Annotated in this window: 16 protein-coding genes; 11 read left to right on the top strand and 5 right to left on the bottom strand. The window is 44.6% G+C overall.

Features of this window, described 5'->3' with window-relative positions; genetic code table 11:
• Positions 1 to 237: 237 nt before the first annotated feature.
• From putA to putP, 3 genes are all read left to right on the top strand, one after another.
• Positions 238 to 3369: a bifunctional proline dehydrogenase/L-glutamate gamma-semialdehyde dehydrogenase PutA gene (putA, locus tag FKN08_RS15290; RefSeq protein ID WP_170892451.1), complete on the top strand. Its 3132-nt coding sequence runs from the start codon at positions 238 to 240 to the stop codon at positions 3367 to 3369.
• A gap of 11 nt (positions 3370 to 3380) precedes the next feature.
• Positions 3381 to 4088, top strand: coding sequence for a 1-pyrroline-5-carboxylate dehydrogenase (locus tag FKN08_RS15295; RefSeq protein ID WP_005383557.1), 708 nt, complete (start codon positions 3381 to 3383; stop codon positions 4086 to 4088).
• 136 nt (positions 4089 to 4224) lie between these two features.
• Positions 4225 to 5718: a sodium/proline symporter PutP gene (putP, locus tag FKN08_RS15300; protein ID WP_005392162.1), complete on the top strand. Its 1494-nt coding sequence runs from the start codon at positions 4225 to 4227 to the stop codon at positions 5716 to 5718.
• A 124-nt stretch (positions 5719 to 5842) separates the two neighbouring features.
• Here the strand turns inward: putP and FKN08_RS15305 are convergent, their stop codons facing one another.
• On the bottom strand, positions 5843 to 6376 hold the full coding sequence (locus tag FKN08_RS15305; protein WP_006740879.1) for a GNAT family N-acetyltransferase: 534 nt from the start codon (positions 6374 to 6376) through the stop codon (positions 5843 to 5845).
• Between the two features lie 182 nt (positions 6377 to 6558).
• Between FKN08_RS15305 and FKN08_RS15310 the strand changes: the two genes are divergently transcribed.
• On the top strand, positions 6559 to 6798 hold the full coding sequence (locus FKN08_RS15310) for an RNA-binding protein (protein ID WP_005392166.1): 240 nt from the start codon (positions 6559 to 6561) through the stop codon (positions 6796 to 6798).
• 58 nt (positions 6799 to 6856) lie between these two features.
• Here FKN08_RS15310 and FKN08_RS15315 read toward each other — a convergent pair whose 3' ends face one another.
• Positions 6857 to 7411: a GNAT family N-acetyltransferase gene (locus tag FKN08_RS15315; RefSeq protein ID WP_170892452.1), complete on the bottom strand. Its 555-nt coding sequence runs from the start codon at positions 7409 to 7411 to the stop codon at positions 6857 to 6859.
• Positions 7412 to 7795: 384 nt separating this feature from the next.
• On the opposite strand from FKN08_RS15315, the gene FKN08_RS15320 reads away from it, so the two are divergent.
• Together FKN08_RS15320 and FKN08_RS15325 are read left to right on the top strand one after the other, a co-directional pair.
• Positions 7796 to 8044, top strand: a complete 249-nt coding sequence (locus FKN08_RS15320) for a hypothetical protein (RefSeq protein WP_012842405.1) — start codon at positions 7796 to 7798, stop codon at positions 8042 to 8044.
• 290 nt (positions 8045 to 8334) lie between these two features.
• Positions 8335 to 8811: an Lrp/AsnC ligand binding domain-containing protein gene (locus tag FKN08_RS15325; protein WP_006740877.1), complete on the top strand. Its 477-nt coding sequence runs from the start codon at positions 8335 to 8337 to the stop codon at positions 8809 to 8811.
• Positions 8812 to 8935: 124 nt separating this feature from the next.
• On the opposite strand, the gene FKN08_RS15330 is transcribed toward FKN08_RS15325, so the two are convergent.
• Both FKN08_RS15330 and FKN08_RS15335 read right to left on the bottom strand, forming a co-directional pair.
• A complete protein-coding gene (locus FKN08_RS15330) occupies positions 8936 to 9643 on the bottom strand; it encodes a hypothetical protein (protein ID WP_046875654.1) in 708 nt (235 codons plus the stop codon).
• A gap of 591 nt (positions 9644 to 10234) precedes the next feature.
• Positions 10235 to 12085 (bottom strand): ABC transporter ATP-binding protein, encoded by a 1851-nt coding sequence (locus FKN08_RS15335; RefSeq protein ID WP_170892453.1) that lies wholly within the window; start codon positions 12083 to 12085, stop codon positions 10235 to 10237.
• A 402-nt stretch (positions 12086 to 12487) separates the two neighbouring features.
• On the opposite strand from FKN08_RS15335, the gene FKN08_RS15340 reads away from it, so the two are divergent.
• Positions 12488 to 13489, top strand: coding sequence for an arginine deiminase-related protein (locus FKN08_RS15340; RefSeq protein WP_170892454.1), 1002 nt, complete (start codon positions 12488 to 12490; stop codon positions 13487 to 13489).
• 130 nt (positions 13490 to 13619) lie between these two features.
• Here the strand turns inward: FKN08_RS15340 and FKN08_RS15345 are convergent, their stop codons facing one another.
• Positions 13620 to 14543 (bottom strand): AraC family transcriptional regulator, encoded by a 924-nt coding sequence (locus FKN08_RS15345; protein ID WP_170892455.1) that lies wholly within the window; start codon positions 14541 to 14543, stop codon positions 13620 to 13622.
• A gap of 436 nt (positions 14544 to 14979) precedes the next feature.
• Between FKN08_RS15345 and FKN08_RS15350 the strand changes: the two genes are divergently transcribed.
• From FKN08_RS15350 to FKN08_RS15365, 4 genes are all read left to right on the top strand, one after another.
• Entirely contained in the window at positions 14980 to 15429 is a 450-nt protein-coding gene (locus FKN08_RS15350; protein WP_086015559.1) for a cupin domain-containing protein, read from the top strand.
• A gap of 151 nt (positions 15430 to 15580) precedes the next feature.
• On the top strand, positions 15581 to 15934 hold the full coding sequence (locus FKN08_RS15355; protein WP_212762705.1) for a cyclophilin-like fold protein: 354 nt from the start codon (positions 15581 to 15583) through the stop codon (positions 15932 to 15934).
• A gap of 157 nt (positions 15935 to 16091) precedes the next feature.
• A complete protein-coding gene (locus FKN08_RS15360; RefSeq protein WP_227483985.1) occupies positions 16092 to 16757 on the top strand; it encodes a carboxymuconolactone decarboxylase family protein in 666 nt (221 codons plus the stop codon).
• Between the two features lie 43 nt (positions 16758 to 16800).
• Complete coding sequence (locus FKN08_RS15365; RefSeq protein WP_167427836.1) at positions 16801 to 17301, top strand: cupin domain-containing protein; 501 nt, start codon at positions 16801 to 16803, stop codon at positions 17299 to 17301.
• Positions 17302 to 17312: the final 11 nt, after the last annotated feature.

Here is a 17312-nt window from a genome sequence, read left to right on the forward strand (position 1 = left end):
TCACAAAAATCTTATTGATATTCCTGACATTTTGTTGTGAATGCAATGAAAAAATTAAAATTTACAACACAAAATATTACCTATTTGAATGTGACTATGTGGATGTTTTGTTATAAAAGCGAGTTTTTGGCAAAAATGTCGTAGTTTTTGACAAGTATTCTTATCGGCCTCAAAATACACTGCCAGCCATTGATAATCCTCGAAGCGGTTTTCGAGGAGTGAGATTGAGGAACACACATGTTTACAGCTACGAACGTGTTGACACCGGAATTTATCGGGCAGCCGCTTGATAAGTTGTGGTCACTGATCTCGCCATTGTATATGGTGGACGAGTCTCAATGGCTAGAGCAACTATTGCCACTAGCGACGCCGACAGAGGATGAAAAATCGGCGATCACTACCCAAACGACCCAACTTATCGAAGCCATTCGTGCCGATAAGAAGTCAATCCAGATGATTGATGCTCTATTGTTGGAATACAGCTTAGATACTCAAGAAGGTATCTTGCTGATGTGTCTTGCAGAAGCATTAATGCGCATCCCAGATGCCGCGACAGCAGATTCTTTGATTAAAGATAAGTTGAGCGTCGCAGACTGGAAATCTCACCTGAAAAACTCTGACTCTGTGTTTGTTAACGCATCAACATGGGGCCTCATGCTAACAGGTAAAGTGGTTGGCCTTGGTGAGCAAGGCACCCAGAGCCCAGGTCAGGCTGTAAACCGTCTGGTAAATAAATTCTCTGAGCCTGTGATTCGTAAAGCCATGTATCAGGCAATGAAGATCATGGGTCATCAGTTTGTTCGTGGTCGTACGATCGAAGAAGCGCAAAAGAACGGTCGCCCAATGCGCGACAAAGGTTTCACCTACTCATTTGATATGTTAGGTGAGGCGGCGTTAACTACAGCGGACGCGAACAAGTACTTCAAAGATTACCTAATGGCGATCGAAGCGGTAGGTCGAGAGACTTACGGCAATGACACCAGTCCTGCGCCTTCGATTTCCATCAAGCTTTCTGCATTACACCCGCGCTACGAAGTCGCAAATGAAGAACGTGTAATGACAGAGTTGTATGACTCACTAATGCAGCTATTGAAACGTGCAATTGAAGTCGACGTTGCAATCACAATCGATGCAGAAGAAGCGGATCGCCTTGAGCTTTCTCTGAAGCTATTTGAGAAAGTGTACCGTAGCGATCTTGTGAAAGGTTGGGGCAAGTTTGGTTTGGTTATTCAAGCCTACTCAAAACGTGCTCTACCAGTCTTGGTGTGGCTAAACGCACTCGCAAAAGAGCAGGGTGACCTTATTCCGCTGCGTTTGGTTAAAGGCGCTTACTGGGACAGCGAAATCAAGTGGTCTCAACAAGCGGGTTACGCTAATTACCCGGTATACACTCGCAAAGAAGCGACGGACGTTGCGTACCTAGCTTGTGCTCGTTTCCTACTTAGCGAAGGTGTTCGTGGTAATATCTACCCGCAATTTGCAAGCCACAATGCCCACACGGTGACGGCAATCGCCGTTATGGCTGAGCACAAAGAGTACGAGTTCCAGCGTCTACATGGTATGGGTGATTCACTGTATAACCATGTTATGGAAATGTATGGTCAGCCAGTACGTATTTACGCTCCTGTCGGTAGCCATGCTGATCTTCTTCCGTACTTGGTTCGTCGTCTGCTGGAAAATGGCGCGAACAGCTCGTTTGTACACCGTCTAGTTGATGCGCGTTGTCCGATTTACGAGTTGACTCATCACCCTGTGGATGTGTTGACGGGGTTTGACACGCTACACAACGACAAGATCCCATTACCTGCCGATATCTTCCCTGAGCGTAAGAACTCATACGGCGTCAACATTGATATCGACAGTGAGGCGAAGCCATTTGAAGCGCAAGTAGAAAGCTTCATGGACAATCAGTGGGTTGCAGGCCCGATGATCAATGGTGAGCGTTTTGCCGAAAGCATGATCAAGGAAAATGCGGCTGAGATCATCACCGCACCGTACGATCGCCGAATTGAAGTCGGCAAGGTGGCATTTGCAACACTTGATCATGTTTCCGCTGCAATTGATGCGGCGCAAACCGCTTTCTCTGATTGGAAAGGTGTGCCTGTTGAGCAAAAAGCGGCTTGTTTAGAAAAGCTTGCTGACTTAATGGAAGAAAACCTGGCTGAGCTGGTGGCGATTTGTCACAAAGAAGCGGGCAAGACGATTCACGATAGTATTGATGAAGTTCGTGAAGCAGTGGATTTCTGTCGTTATTACGCGAAACAAGCGCAAAACCTACAGCCATTTGAGCTAGAAGGTTTTGACGGTGTGAAACGCATTTCTAGCCGTGAAGGTCTTGGTGTGTTTGTATGTATTAGCCCTTGGAACTTCCCTCTGGCTATTTTTCTTGGTCAGGTAACGGCAGCACTGATTGCGGGTAACACAGTGGTTGCCAAACCTGCTGAGCAAACAAGCTTAATTGCCGCTCGCGCTATTGAACTAATGCTTGATGCGGGTTTCCCAGCTGGTGTGATTCAGTTACTTACTGGTCGCGGCGCTGAGATCGGTCATGCACTGACTTCTCATGATGCCATTGCTGGTGTGGCATTCACTGGTTCAACGGCAACTGCGCAACGCATTAACGTCACGCTCGCGGAGCGTACTGCGAAACCGGTTCCGTTTATTGCGGAAACAGGTGGTCAAAACGCGATGATCGTGGACAGTACTGCATTGCCAGAGCAGGTGGTGCGTGATGTGATTCGTTCGGCGTTTGCATCTGCCGGTCAGCGTTGTTCTGCCCTTCGTGTTCTATTTGTACAAGAAGATGTAGCAGACCGTATGATCAACCTGATTCAAGGTGCGATGAATGAGCTGCATGTTGGTTTACCTTACCTACACAAAACGGACGTTGGTCCGGTTATCGACAGCAATGCAAAACAAAAGCTCCTTGCTCACCTTGAGCAAATGAGCAAAACACAGACTAAAGTCGCTCAGCTACAGCTGGATGAATCGTGCCAGCATGGTGACTTTGTCTCACCAAGTGCGTTTGAAATCTCGGGCATTGATGTGCTGAAAGAAGAACAATTTGGTCCAATCTTGCACATTGTTCGCTTTAAAGCGTCTGAATTACCGAACGTGGTTGCGCAGATCAACAAGACGGGTTTTGGCTTGACGATGGGTATCCATAGCCGTAACGAAACCACGTACCGTTGGATTGAGAAACACGCTCGAGTGGGTAACTGCTACATCAACCGAGACCAAGTTGGTGCTGTGGTTGGCGTACAGCCGTTTGGTGGTCAAGGCTTGTCGGGTACTGGCCCGAAAGCTGGTGGTCCACACTACCTATTCCGCTTTACTCAACATCTTCTTGCTCAAGCAGAAAACGCATAAGGAGTCGCATTATGGTTCATCAGATCACCTATTTTAAAGATGCATTCTCTGCGTGGGAGCAGTGGAATCTGACTGATTTTGATTACAAATGCGAGCATGTTCTGGCATTTAAATCTGCATTAGAAGGGCAGCAGTCTACCGTTGCCAAAGTGGTTTCTTACCACTTGCAACAAGCATCAGCTCTTCTTGCAGAAACTCACCAGTTAGTTGGCCCTACAGGGGAAACTAACGAACTGTATGCCGCAGGACGCGGTGTGGCTTTGGTGATTTGTGAAAACAACATCGAGCCTGCTGATAATGCGTTATACAGTGCTTTTGCGATGATCACCTGTGCCTTAATTGCAGGCAACAGTGTGGTCGTTTGCAGTGACAATGCAGAGCTAAACCAACTGGTTAAGCAAGCTGTAGCGTTGGCAAACTTCCCATCTAACTTAGTCCAGGTTGTTGCGTACGATGCGTCTGCTCCGTTGCTTGAGAGCGATGTACGTAGTGTGGGTTATGTTGGGCGTTCACAGGTTGAGCATGCGCTCAATCTTCAACTAGCTAAGCGTGACGGTGCAATCGTCGGCTTAGTTTCTGAAACGGATTTAGAGTCACCGAAATTGGCTCATGATCCTCATCTCTCGTTGCGCTTCATTACCGAGCGCACTCGAACGATAAATATTACTGCGGTGGGTGGTAACGCGACTCTACTCGAGTTGGGGAACGAAACTCACTAACCTGACTTGTGATACCAATCTGGAGTAACTGGACTGAGAGCCGGTCCAGATTGGTTTCTTATACTCTGATGTATTGCTGAGACGGTAAAATATCAGGGCAGGCAAGGAAGGAAATAATTATAACGAGGACTATCTAATGATAGAAAATAGCTTTGCTATCACGTCCACTTTTGTGGCGTATTTACTGATTATGGTTGCTATTGGCGTTTACGCGTATAAGAGGACTTCCAATTCATCTGATTACTTCCTAGGTGGCCGTAGCCTAGGTCCGTGGCCTGCTGCATTATCTGCAGGTGCTTCAGATATGAGTGGCTGGTTGCTGCTAGGCTTGCCTGGCTATGCGTACGCTGCGGGTATCGAGGCCTTCTGGTTAGCCGGCGGTCTACTTCTTGGTACATGGGCAAACTGGCTCATCAGTGCAAAACGCCTACGTACCTACAGTATCCAAACTGACGCGTTAACGTTGCCAGAGTTCCTGTCACGTCGCTTCAACGATAAGTCGAAACTGATCCAGACAATCTCTGCGTTTTTCATTCTTCTATTTTTCCTTTTCTACACCAGCTCAGGTTTGGTCGCAGGGGGCAAACTTTTTGAGACGGTATTCGGTCTAGATTACACCTACGCTGTTATCATCGGTACGGTGTGTGTGGTTTCTTACACACTATTCGGTGGTTTCCTTGCGGTATCTTGGACTGACTTAGTGCAAGGCTTGCTAATGGCGGCTGCGCTAATGATTGTTCCTGTTGCAGTAATGGACGGTGGTCTAGGTCAGCTAACTTCTGATCTGCATGACATCAACCCAGAACTTGCAACGCTATGGAATGACGCCAAAGGCGAACCACTGTCTGCGATTGCTATCATCTCTTTAGCGGCATGGGGTCTTGGTTACTTTGGTCAGCCACACATCCTAGCGCGTTTTAAAGCGTCTCGTTCAAATAAAGATCTAACGACTGCACGTCGTATCGCTGTGATCTGGACAGCACTATCTATGGTTGGTGCAATGCTTGTTGGTCTTGTCGGTCTGGTTTGGGTTACGGGTCATCCGGGCACTCAACTAGAAGATGGCGAGAAGATCTTCATGCTATTGGTTAACGCAGTATTCCACCCTGTCGTTGCGGGTATGTTGTTAGCAGCAATCCTAGCGGCGGTAATGAGTACAGCAGACTCACAGCTTCTTGTTTCATCTTCAGCGCTTGCAGAAGATTTCTACAAGCAAGTATTCAAGCCAGAAGCCTCTTCTGAAGAAATCGTAATGATTGGCCGTATCGGCGTTATCGTGATTTCGCTTGTTGCGCTATTCCTAGCAATGACACCAGATAGTTCAGTACTTGGTCTTGTTTCTTACGCTTGGGCTGGCTTCGGTGCTGCATTTGGTCCTGCGGTTGTACTTAGCCTTTACTGGAGCGGTATGAACCGTAACGGCGCACTAGCAGGTATCCTTGTTGGTGGTATCACTATCGTAGTTTGGAAGCAGCTAACTGGCGGTTGGTTTGATGTGTACGAAATCGTACCGGGCATCATCTTCTCTACGCTTGCTATCGTTGTTATCAGCAAAGCGACAGGCGGTGCAGCGCAAGACGTATTAGACCAACATCAATCGTACGAGAAGAAACTAGTTGAACTAGACTAATTACTTCCTTTTACGAACACAAAGCCCGCTTATACAGCGGGCTTTGTTTTATCTGAACTTAATAAACGTTAATGGTGATTGCTTGAGGCCAGATTTTCACGTCGCTTTATTCGTTGTGAGTGTGTCAGTCACGACGAACTTTGGCGTAAATGACGGTGTTACTCAGCTCGCCAGAAGGCGCACGCCGAGCATTGCGTAGCTCACCTTCAAACTCATACCCACAGCGCTCAGCAACCGCACGACTTTTGCGGTTATTCGCATCGGCTAAAATCGCGATTCTTTTCGCGTCCAACGCTTCGAATGCATAGTTTTCAATCGCCGCTACCGCCTCAGAGATATAACCGTAGCCTACCGCGCGATCATCAAGCCAATAGCCAATCTCAAATGCCGGTATCTCTTGATCATGGATCATTAACCCAATGGCGCCTAGTAAACGATCGCTTTCCTTGTCGATTAGGTAGTAGCGCAACTCTTCTTCGAAGTTTTCAAAGTTTGCGATGGCTTTCTCTGTCCCTGCAATCATCGCTTCTAAAGTGAGCACGTGAGGTACCCATGGCAGGTAAACTTCAAGCGTTTTTTGGCTACGAACAACGGCCTGATGTGCTTCTTCTGCACGTTCCAAGCAAGCTGGGATGAGCTTTAAACGTTTGGTTTCCATGTCGAATCTCCTAGGCTTTTATACTCCAATCGTCTCGTAATGCAGGATTCAGAGCGTTATCACTAAAAATCATTTAAACAGAAACACTTAGAGACATCTAGCCTTCGCAACAACATTATTCACTTGGTTTGTAAGGGAGAAGCTGAGAGAATTGAGGCGTTATAAACATAAAATGGTTTAATATGAAACTTCTAGTAAGAAACTTAGCTCGTGAGACGACAGAGCAAGACATCCGTACTCTGTTCTCAAACTACGGCAAAGTTGAGCTTTGCACCGTCGTGCTTGATCAAGAGACGGGTTTATCAAAAGGGTTTGGTTTTGTGATCATGCCGGATGAAGCCGAAGCCGTTGCGGCGTTGGAGGCACTAAACCTGTCTTCAGTACACAAGAGCAAGATTCGTGTGAAAGTCGCACAAGACTAGTATTTTTGCCTTTCAAGGTGAAAGATAAAACCAGCTGAGAGGCTGGTTTTTTAGTGCCTTAATTTTGAGAGGTTGCTACGGTTACTTGAGGCGAAAATATTTGCTGGTATACGCAGACTTCTCGTTCTTTTCCCTGCATTTTGATGATGTGATTGTCGATATACGTCATGCCCAACTTTTGAATGACTGATTGGGATTGTCTGTTTTCGACCAAGTGCATCGCTTTTAGGCCCGATAACTCAAAATGTGGTCTGGCAAATTGAATTAAAGCCATTGACGCTTCTTGAGCAAACCCATTACCCCAATAATCGACGCCAAGCCAATACCCTAATGTGCCGACTCCCTCGGAGATGTTTAGCAGACTAACAGCACCAATTAACGCTTCGTCTTGACGCAGGGTAATGGCATATATGATCCCACTACGTTGGTGATATAGGCCAACATGGCTCTTAATCCAAACTTGTGCCATCGGCTCTTCATAGGGATGAGGAATATTTGCCGTCATATCTGCAATGCTCTTGTCTCCTGCGAGTCGTGCGACTTTTTCGCTGTCTGTCGGATGAAATGGGCGAAGAATAAGCCTTTGTGTCGTGAGTGTTGGTTGAAGCGTCATCGTGCGTCCTTGAGATGAGTCAGTATCGTGGAAATTGCAGATTCACACTGTAAATCAGGCTTGTTTAAACAACCAAGTAATGCCTGAATCGAAAATGTGAGTGAAAGCCATATTTAAAGCGCCATAAAATTGATCATTGCAGATTGAAATAGCGAGTAGCAACAATTGCTTATGTGTGATGTGTCGTATTATTACACACATAAGCGCGTTCGTTCATAATAATGGTACAAAAGTTGAGGTCTGACCAATGTCTCAATTTTTTGATACTTTCGTCCAATTTTTTGAAGATAGAACACAAAAAATTAAAGGGGCTTTTTTATTGTGGAATTATTTTGAACAAAATATGTCAATTGTCAGTAGTACTGAAAAACAGGGAGAAGAGAAATGCCGGATATATATTGCGCAGCTTGTAGAAAATCAACGCAACATAAAGTGATCATGAAGCGTTGCGAGCCACAGCCCGTTGATTCGTTGACAGGTAAAGTGGTGAGTTTTACACAGCTGATGGCGAAATTTGTATCAGGTGAACACTACTACGAGATGGAACCACAATACTACTGCCGATGCTGTAATCATCGTGCAATTGGAGAAGTGATTCCTCATCCTACCAGGCATACGTCGGCAGCTCTCTAATTCAGAGCGATAGCTATGATTAATAGCTAAACAGGGCGGCTTGCCCCGCACGCCAGATCTATAAAGGCGTATCACACGCTTTCAAATTTGCGACTCTACGTGAGCCGCTAGATTACTTTTGTTCTTCATACTCGGTTATGGAGAGAGCGGCAGTAATCGCAGCCCTTTCCTTCCTTAGTTATTTTCTAATTATTCTCTGCTGAATTTCACATGCTGTGCATTTGATGGTTTGCAATTGTTTAAGCAACGATTAATGTGATGCTTCCTGAGTGGTTACAAGGATGTGGTTAATGAGTTACCAATTGGACCGGATTGATTTACACATTTTGAGAGTGCTTCATTCAAGAGGCAGAATTCCAGTTGTTGAACTCGCAAAGCAGATCAACTTAACGACCTCGCCGTGTTCTGACCGCGTGAAGCGGCTAGAAAAAGAGGGGTATATCAATGGCTACCATGCGGAGCTGAATGCGGAAAAATTAGGGTTGGATGTGCAAGTATTCATCCATATTCGCTTAGACCAAACCAGTTTTTCCATTTTTGAAAAGTTTGCGAAAGCCGTCGAATTGATGCCGGAAATTGAAGAGTGTTATTCGCTCTCTGGGGACTTCGATACCATGATAAAGGTTCGTGTTAAGAGCATGAAAGCGTATCAGGAGTTTATGTCGAGTAAGTTAGGCACGCTTCCGGGGGTGATCCAGACTCGTAGTGAAGTGGTAATTGAAGAACATAAAACAGGATTTGGCGTGAACCCGGAGCTCCTTGGTTAGGCGAGGCTGATGTCTATGACTGCAGCGCTTATGCGTTGAGCATATTATTTAACGTGACCTGGCGTATTACTTTTTCAAGATCAAAAAAGGAGCCGAAGCTCCTTTTTGATAAATCGGTGAGCGACTATGCTCCGATAAAGGTGCTGATAAGGCCAATTAAACCGCCAAAAACACCGCCCCAAACGACTAGCCAGCCAAGGTGTTCTTTAATCATTTTTTGCACCATTTCTTTGACCAGTGCGGGTGTTAATTCGCTCAAGCGCTGATCAATGATGCCTTCAATGTTCTGCTTTATCTCATCCATCATAGCAGGAGACTCGAACTGCTCTTTCAGTGCTTCTTTGATGTTATCGCTCTTGCTCAACTCAATAATGGATTCTTGCATCTTTTCGACGAAAGGCTGCCGCATAGGTTGTAATGCCTCCGCGCCGCCAAACATCGCTAGCATGCCGCCAAATTGAGAGCCTTCGATCACTTCTACCAAAGAGTCAAACGCTGGGTTTAAATCCACTTTCTCAATCACAGGTTGAAGATCGATGTTTACACCGCCCGCCATTTCTTTGTTCAAGAATCGATCGATGTTCGCTTCGGTAAAGAACTGCTCCATCATCAAGTTTTTGATAGCCAGTTTAAACTCTTCAAATCGCGCGGGGATCACGCCAGAACCGTATAATCCAGGCACTTTTTCAAACAGCATGTGGATGGCAAGCCAGTTAGTGATGGCGCCTGAGAACGCAAACAGCCCCGCATACCAAAGGTAGTCGTTTTGTAATTGATGACCTCCAGCCATCAAAGCGATAGCGAGGACATTCGTTAGCAAACTTTTGTTCATAGTGACCAGTTATATGTGAATATCGGAATAAATAAGTGGGCCTGATTCTATACCTAAGTCACATTGAGATGCTAGGTTTTGCCGTGATGAGTGACCGTGTTGCGAAGGGATAAAAATGGATGTGCAGAAAAACAAAACCCGACAATTACTGTCGGGCCACTGCTTTTTCTTAGAAAAACTAAGATTCTATTTTTAATTTTAGATGCGGTAGATCTTACAACAAAGTTGGCATTTCCATCTTTCTGAGTAGCCGAATAGCTTGTCAGCCCAACTTGGTTTGAGTTGTACGATCTGCATTGAACCACATTTACACATAAGCTAATTACCTTATTGTTAATCTAATAACTAAGCCATCTATTGAGTATAGCTGCTTCTCAAAAAGTGAAATGACAAATGAAGACGGCTCAAAACTCTGTATTGTGTTCATTGCAATGGATACGCAACGAGGCGGTATATTAGCAGAAAAAATGTGAGCTTTATCATGGAGGATGTTTCATATATGAGAAACTATAATGGCTATATGAGTATAGGGTTATCAATAAAAATGAAAAACGGCGCTTCATGCGCCGTTTTTATTGGGTTTCTCGCTAATTAAGGAACGTGTTGATTTTCTAACTCTTCAGCGATAAATCCGCCAGTTTGATGGGCCCAAAGCTGGGCATAAATACCGTTGTTCGCGATGAGCTCTTGGTGAGAACCTTGTTCAACAATACTGCCTTTATCTAGCACGATGAGGCGATCCATTTGTGCGATGGTCGACAATCGGTGCGCAATCGCAATAACGGTTTTTCCTTGCATTAACTCATTCAAGCTTTCCTGAATGGCTGCTTCGACTTCTGAATCCAGAGCTGATGTAGCTTCATCCAGTACCAGTAATGGTGCATCTTTGAGTAGCACACGAGATATTGCGATACGCTGACGTTGGCCGCCAGACAGTTTCACACCACGTTCACCAACTTGTGCATCGTATCCGACGTTGCCAAATGGGTCGGTCAGAGTTTCAATAAACTCATGGGCATGCGCTTGCTTAGTGGCTTTCAGCAAATCTTCTTCTGTCGCATCTGGGTTGCCATACAAAATATTGTCTCGAATCGAGCGGTGTAGCAGAGAAGTATCTTGGGTCACCATACCGATCTTTGAACGCAAAGAGTCTTGTGTGACTTCTGAGATGTTCTGTCCATCGATCTTAATGCTGCCGTCTTCGACATCGTGGAAACGAAGTAACAAGTTCACCAGAGTTGATTTTCCGGCGCCGGAGCGCCCAACCAAGCCGACTTTCTCTCCTGGTTTGATGTTGAGATCGAGGTGGCTAATCACGCCTTTGTTCTCACCGTAATGGAAGCTGACGTTATCAAAGTGAATGCCACCTTCAGTGACAACTAAGTCTTTTGCGTCTGGTTTATCTTTAATATCAATTGGCTTAGAGAGCGTTTTCATTCCATCGACTACGGTTCCCATATTTTCAAAGAGGGCGCCAACTTCCCACATGATCCACATCGACATACCATTTACGCGTAATGCAAGGCTAACAGCAATCGCAATCGCGCCAACGCTGATGGCACTATCCAACCACAGGTAAATCGATAAAGCAGCAACGGAAAACACCAAAATATAGTTTGAGATCTCTACAGCAACGTCAAAGCCGGTCACTAGGCGCATTTGACGATAGACCGTATTCAAAAATCCCTTCATGCCTTGCTCAGCATATTGGGTTTCGCGCTGGCTATGAGAAAACAGTTTGACCGTCTGAATATTGGTATAGCTGTCGACGATGCGTCCTGTCATTGTCGAACGAGCATCGGCCTGCGCTGAAGCGACGTCTTTGAGCTTAGGGACAAAATAGATTTGGATAGCGATGTAAGCGAGCAGCCAGACGATCATTGGGATCATCAAACGCCAGTCTGCCGTCGCTAACATAATGATCATACTGGTGAAGTAAACCGTAACATAAACAAATACATCCATAGCTTTCATGACGGTTTCGCGCACAGCTAATGAGGTTTGCATGACTTTAGTTGCAACTCGGCCTGCAAAATCATCTTGATAGAAGTTTAAGCTTTGATTGAGCAAATACCGGTGTGCAAGCCAGCGGATAGACATTGGATAGTTGCCCAATAATGTTTGGTGAACGAGCAACGAATACACGATCACCAAAATGGGCATGACAACCAACAATAAGGTTCCGTAAAAAATCAAATCTGCTTTATTGTCTTGCAAGAACGTTTCTGGATTGCTGGTGGACAACCAATCAACCAATTGTCCCATCGCGCCAAACAACATAACTTCAACGACAGCAACAATCGTGGCCATCAAAGACATGATGATCAAAGGCTTTTCGTAGCCGCGGGTGTAATAACGTAAAAAAGCGAGCATCCCTGAAGGAGGCTGATCTGGTGTGGATTTGGGGAACGGCTCTGTAAAGCCTTCAAATCGTTTAAACATAACTCATCCTAAAGTTAAAACAGTGCCATTTGGGGTGGCTAAATCCATCGATTCACGCAGCTTTGGACGAAGCCGCGTGTATAAGAGTTTTTGGCTGCTCTCGAGAAAGCAGACAGATTGACGAGAGGGGCGAAAAAATAGTCTAACCGATTGTGTTTTAAATGTAACTAGTTGGTTATGGGTGTGGTTGTCTATGGTTCTGATTCTTATGATGAATTCTTCGCATGTTCATCGCGATGCCATAAAACCTTAAACCTGCATAGTGACAATAAAATTTCGGGAGAAATAAGCTAAGTTCAGTGAAAATTACTTCTAGATAATTAAATTAATTGTGAAAACAGCAAAACTGAAGTTAACAATAAATTTACAATCTCCTCATTCTAGTGATAAGGAATGTATTGGATGCTATTACACGAATCAGTGACCCAATTTGCTAATGGGAAAGAAGAAAGCACGCAAAGTGCTCAGCGCCAAACCGCAAACTGCGTAGTGATGGTGCCACCGAAAGAGTTTCGTTTTAATGAAGAAACCGCACAAGATAATGAGTTCCAACATAAAGTGTCACTCAGCCAAGAAGAAGTCTCGCGTAGAGTGATGGCCGAGTTCGCGAGTATGGTAGCAACGCTGCGTCAAGAGGGCGTTCAAGTTGTTGAGTTTGATTATCCAGCTTCAGATGTTGCGACGCCAGATGCGGTATTTCCAAACAACTGGTTTAGCACTACGCCAGATGGCACGTTGTACACCTTTCCAATGGCCTGTGAAAACCGTCAAAAAGAAGTGCGTCCCGATGCGCTTGTGGCGGCACTAGCGCAAGCTGGGCGAGAAGTTCATCGACGTAGCAGCCTAACTGAATATCTTGATGAGCAAGCGTATTTAGAAAGCACGGGTGTGATGGTCTTTGACCACTTAAATAAAACGGTCTATGCCGCACTCTCACAACGTTGTGATCGTCTGGTTTTAGAAGATTACGCCGATCGCATTGGCTATGAACGAGTGATCTCTTTTCAAACTCGTTTGCCATCTGGTGCGCCTATTTATCACACTAATGTGATGGTGGCGGTTGGCGAACAGTTTTGCGTGATTTGTGACGAAGTGATCCCAGAATTTGAGCGTCGTTTTGTCATGAAATCTCTCGCTAAAGATAAACAAGTGATCTCTATTTCGATTGAGCAAATGAACCAGTTCTGCGGCAACATTCTTCAGTTGGAAACCATCAATGGAGACAAAGTCATTGCGATGTCGCAATCGGCATACGATGCTTTCTCTCCAGCACAAAGAAATCAACTTTCGACGCACGGTAAATTGCTGCCATTCGATGTTTCTACCATAGAATCTATTGGTGGTGGCTCGGTTCGCTGTATGTTGGGTGAGGTATTTTTGCCTAGTCGACAAGCGGTGTTATAAACAATATTGCGCAGTTTTGCTTGCAAATGCAGGTGACGTTCATTCTCTCCCAAATAATAAAACCGTTAGCCTCGAGGCAGTACGAGGCTGACGGTTTCACTTTCTAACTTCTTCCTAGGATATTCCGAGCTTAACCCATACTCTCGCGCAAAGACTTGATGTCTTTGGATGGTGGCGCACCAAATAAACGGCTGTATTCACGGCTAAATTGAGAAGGGCTTTCGTAACCCACTTTAAACGTAGTCGCCATGGCATCGAGGTTTTCTGTCAGCATTAAACGCCGAGCTTCGCTGAGTCTTAATTTCTTTTGAAATTGCAGTGGCGTCATAGAAGTCATAGAACGAAAGTGGGTATAAAACGCCGATTTACTCATGCCACTGTAGGCAGCTAACTCACTGACACTTAACGGTTTTACGAAATTATTCTTCAACCAATCAATGGCCTTCGCGATTTGATGGCTGTGACTTCCTGCAGTCACGATTTGATTAAGACGAGCGCCCTGTTCGGTGATTAACAGTCGATAAAAAATCTCTCGTTTAATGATCGGCGCTAAAATTTTGATGCTTTGTCCTTCATCCAGCAGCTCTATTAAACGCAGAAAGGCGTCAAGTAATGGCTCCGACAACTCTCCAACCGCTATGCCTTTTTGTGCTTCTTTGCTTTGATTAAACGTCAGTTCACTATCGACAATAAGTTGAGATATTTCAGTCAGATCCAGCTCCATAATCACCCCTAAATAAGGTTTATCTTCACTGGCTTCAATGATATTGGCGATAATCGGCAAGTCGACAGAGGAGATCAAAAAGTGGTTCGCATCGTAAACAAAGCTATCTTCACCCAACAACACGCGCTTTCTCCCTTGAGCAATTAAGCAAATACTTGGGTTATGGGTGTAGCTTGTCGGTGGTGTTGGGGTTGCCCAGCGACTGAACCTTAATCCTGGAATTCCTGTGTCATATTGGTTCGCGCCATTTGCCCATTTCTCAATGTTCTTGGCAAGCTTTTCTATTGCACTGGCCAGGGTTGACGAAGTGTTTGACGGTACCTCTTGCATAAGTCAGTGCTCTCCTCTGGTTTGCCTCAGGTTCGGGGTTAACGGCATGCGATTTCTGCCTTTGTAGTTAACGCCTCTTCGGAGTCAATTAAGCGACTTCATTAAGCATAGTTATAACAGTTCATTTCTTTAAGTAAAGAATATTGGGCAAGTGTCTATTTCGAGGTTAAGCGATCAGAGAGTGATCTTTCTGGTTGGTTTTTGAGCGGGTTAATTGTCTGTCATGAATTTTATTATTTAATAGTCAACTACTTATGTATAGATGAGTTTTTATTCCGTTTTTTCTAACCGGTCTCAAGTATGGTTGTCTTTTGTATTGGTTTGGAATATTGGGCAAGTATTAGCAATGAATAGGCTAACGGTCATCTATCAAAGCGCAATACAGTGAACCCATGGTTTGGTGAGTTGTAAGCACTCAAGAACACTATTTGGAGTCATGATGAATAACAAAAGCAATACTCAAATCCCTGACGTACTGCAAGCCGGTGTATTTCAAGGTCGAGGCATTTTCGAGTTTGGTGAAAAGAATGAAGCGTATGCGGATTACTTTACCGGTACGAGTTATCTGGCGTTGCTCAATCAGCCTGGTCTTATCGTGGCGAACGTAACGTTTGAACCAGGGTGTCGCAATTTTTGGCATATTCATCATGAAGGTGGGCAGATTCTGTTAGCGACAGGAGGGCGAGGTTGGTATCAAGAATTTGGCCAACCAGCACAAGAGTTGAATGTTGGTGATGTCGTGCATATCGCGCCAGGTACTAAGCATTGGCATGGCGCAGCTAAAGACAGTTGGTTTTCACATGTAGCAATAGAAATACCGGCTGAAGGCGCAAGTAATGAATGGTGCGAACCAGTCTCTGATCAAGAGTACATGCAACTAAAGTAGCCCGAGCTAAGTTTTCAGTGAGAAAAGGGAATCTCGATGAGACAGGCATACCGTTTCAATCAGTGGGTGAGATGCGTTTTGGTGGAGTAGTGCCTGGATGTTCCCCTGCATTGTAAACGCAGAAGTTAATAGCGCTGGATTGGAGGAACATATGGTGAAAATTCGTTTTATTTTCGATGATTGCAGTGTTTTAGGCACATTGAAGAGCAGTGCGAGTACAGACGATTTTGTTCGTCAATTGCCTCTTACATTAGATCTACAAGACTACGCAAACACAGAGAGAATTGCTTACTTACCGAATAAGTTAACTCGCGAAGGCGCACCTTCTGGAACTCAAGCAAAAGCGGGTGACATCTCTTATTACGCCCCTTGGGGAAATTTAGTTATCTTTTATAAAGACTTTGGTTACGCGTCTGGGTTAATTAAATTAGGTCAAATCGATGATGGGATTCATTGCTTTATTTCGAAAGAAACAAACCGTGTCACTATCGAAAAAGTAAATTAATGACCCAGTTAACAATGTGAATTATTAATGTAGAAATCAGAACGCTAATAAATATATTTCTAGAACTTCTATGGATTAGAACACCGTTACATAATGGAATTTTTATATGAAATCATTAAACAAATCTGTTAAATCAATATTAATATTGGTGCTCACTATGACAACGCTATGCACAACGAATATCGCTTCAGCATCAGAAATATTCAGTGATAAAGAGCGAGCTATTATTCCTATTTCTGCTTTTACTGCGAGTGGTGAAATAGAAAAACTAACACAAAGCCTTAATGATGGGTTAGACGCAGGCCTAACGGTCAACGAGATAAAAGAACTGCTGGCTCAGTTGTACGCGTATGCTGGATTTCCGCGCAGTTTGAATGGACTAGCAACATTTATGACGGTGTTGGAGGAACGTAAAAGCCAAGGTATTACTGATACCTTAGGGCGAGAATCAAGCGCGTTACCTAACGATAAAACCAGCTTAGAATTTGGCGCTGAAAACCAAACACAACTTGTTGGTGCAGAAGTAAAAGGCGCGCTATTCGATTTTTCTCCGCAAATTGATGAATACCTAAAAGCACATTTGTTTGGTGATATTTTTGAACGCGATGTGCTCACTTGGAAAGAGCGTGAAATTGCTACGATTGCAGCATTAGCAAATATGAACGGTGTTAATAGCCAATTAGCAGCTCACTATAATATCAGTATGAATAACAATGTTTCTATTCAAGAGTTAGAGGAATTTATTGTTGTATTAAGTGAGTACTGTGGTGACAGTGTGTCTAATAATGCCCACTCGGTCCTAAAAACAGTTTTGGGAAAATAAATATTATTTGGCCAATCATATCAATTAGAAAGGAATTCGTTTTATGAAAAATAAATCATCATTGTTTATTTGGTCTGTGCTGTTGTCGACGGGATTTATGCTTCCAATTGCTCAAGCAGCCGATGGTAACTCATCTTCGCAGCAAGTTTATCGCTCTGCTGATCAGAAATCGTTTCAAGGACCTGAAAACCTATTTACCGGGAAAGTTAACGTCGAGATGTTGTTTCCTGAAAACGAAGTTGCAAACTACAGCGCCGCCTATGTCACTTTTGATGCAGGAGCTCGAACCGCTTGGCATACTCACCCTGCAGGACAACACATGATCGTCACTTCTGGTACCGCACTTACAGGAACGCGTGATGGGCATGTAATTCGATTTGCTGCTGGTGATAGTGTTTGGTGTCCGCCTGGTATCGACCATTGGCACGGTGCAACACCAAATGCGCCAATGACTCACCTAGTGGTTACGGCGTCAAAAGACGGTGAAAACGTTATCTGGAAAGAGCAAGTTACCGATGGTCAATATGCAGCAGGACAGCAATAACAAAGGCCACG

Source organism: Vibrio sp. 1-2 (7-a) (assembly GCF_013048515.1).
In the GTDB taxonomy this organism is placed as follows: Bacteria; Pseudomonadota; Gammaproteobacteria; order Enterobacterales; family Vibrionaceae; genus Vibrio; species Vibrio diabolicus.

Coding starts and splice junctions, on each gene's coding strand:
- FKN08_RS15345 (WP_170892455.1), bottom strand. CDS start 14,543: ATGCAAGAGGTACCGTCAAACACTTCGTCAACCCTGGCCAGTGCAATA.
- putP (WP_005392162.1), top strand. CDS start 4,225: ATGATAGAAAATAGCTTTGCTATCACGTCCACTTTTGTGGCGTATTTA.
- FKN08_RS15360 (WP_227483985.1), top strand. CDS start 16,092: ATGACAACGCTATGCACAACGAATATCGCTTCAGCATCAGAAATATTC.
- FKN08_RS15325 (WP_006740877.1), top strand. CDS start 8,335: ATGAGTTACCAATTGGACCGGATTGATTTACACATTTTGAGAGTGCTT.
- FKN08_RS15355 (WP_212762705.1), top strand. CDS start 15,581: ATGGTGAAAATTCGTTTTATTTTCGATGATTGCAGTGTTTTAGGCACA.
- FKN08_RS15310 (WP_005392166.1), top strand. CDS start 6,559: ATGAAACTTCTAGTAAGAAACTTAGCTCGTGAGACGACAGAGCAAGAC.
- FKN08_RS15335 (WP_170892453.1), bottom strand. CDS start 12,085: ATGTTTAAACGATTTGAAGGCTTTACAGAGCCGTTCCCCAAATCCACA.
- FKN08_RS15350 (WP_086015559.1), top strand. CDS start 14,980: ATGATGAATAACAAAAGCAATACTCAAATCCCTGACGTACTGCAAGCC.
- FKN08_RS15295 (WP_005383557.1), top strand. CDS start 3,381: ATGGTTCATCAGATCACCTATTTTAAAGATGCATTCTCTGCGTGGGAG.
- FKN08_RS15330 (WP_046875654.1), bottom strand. CDS start 9,643: ATGAACAAAAGTTTGCTAACGAATGTCCTCGCTATCGCTTTGATGGCT.
- FKN08_RS15340 (WP_170892454.1), top strand. CDS start 12,488: ATGCTATTACACGAATCAGTGACCCAATTTGCTAATGGGAAAGAAGAA.
- FKN08_RS15365 (WP_167427836.1), top strand. CDS start 16,801: ATGAAAAATAAATCATCATTGTTTATTTGGTCTGTGCTGTTGTCGACG.
- FKN08_RS15320 (WP_012842405.1), top strand. CDS start 7,796: ATGCCGGATATATATTGCGCAGCTTGTAGAAAATCAACGCAACATAAA.
- FKN08_RS15315 (WP_170892452.1), bottom strand. CDS start 7,411: ATGACGCTTCAACCAACACTCACGACACAAAGGCTTATTCTTCGCCCA.
- FKN08_RS15305 (WP_006740879.1), bottom strand. CDS start 6,376: ATGGAAACCAAACGTTTAAAGCTCATCCCAGCTTGCTTGGAACGTGCA.
- putA (WP_170892451.1), top strand. CDS start 238: ATGTTTACAGCTACGAACGTGTTGACACCGGAATTTATCGGGCAGCCG.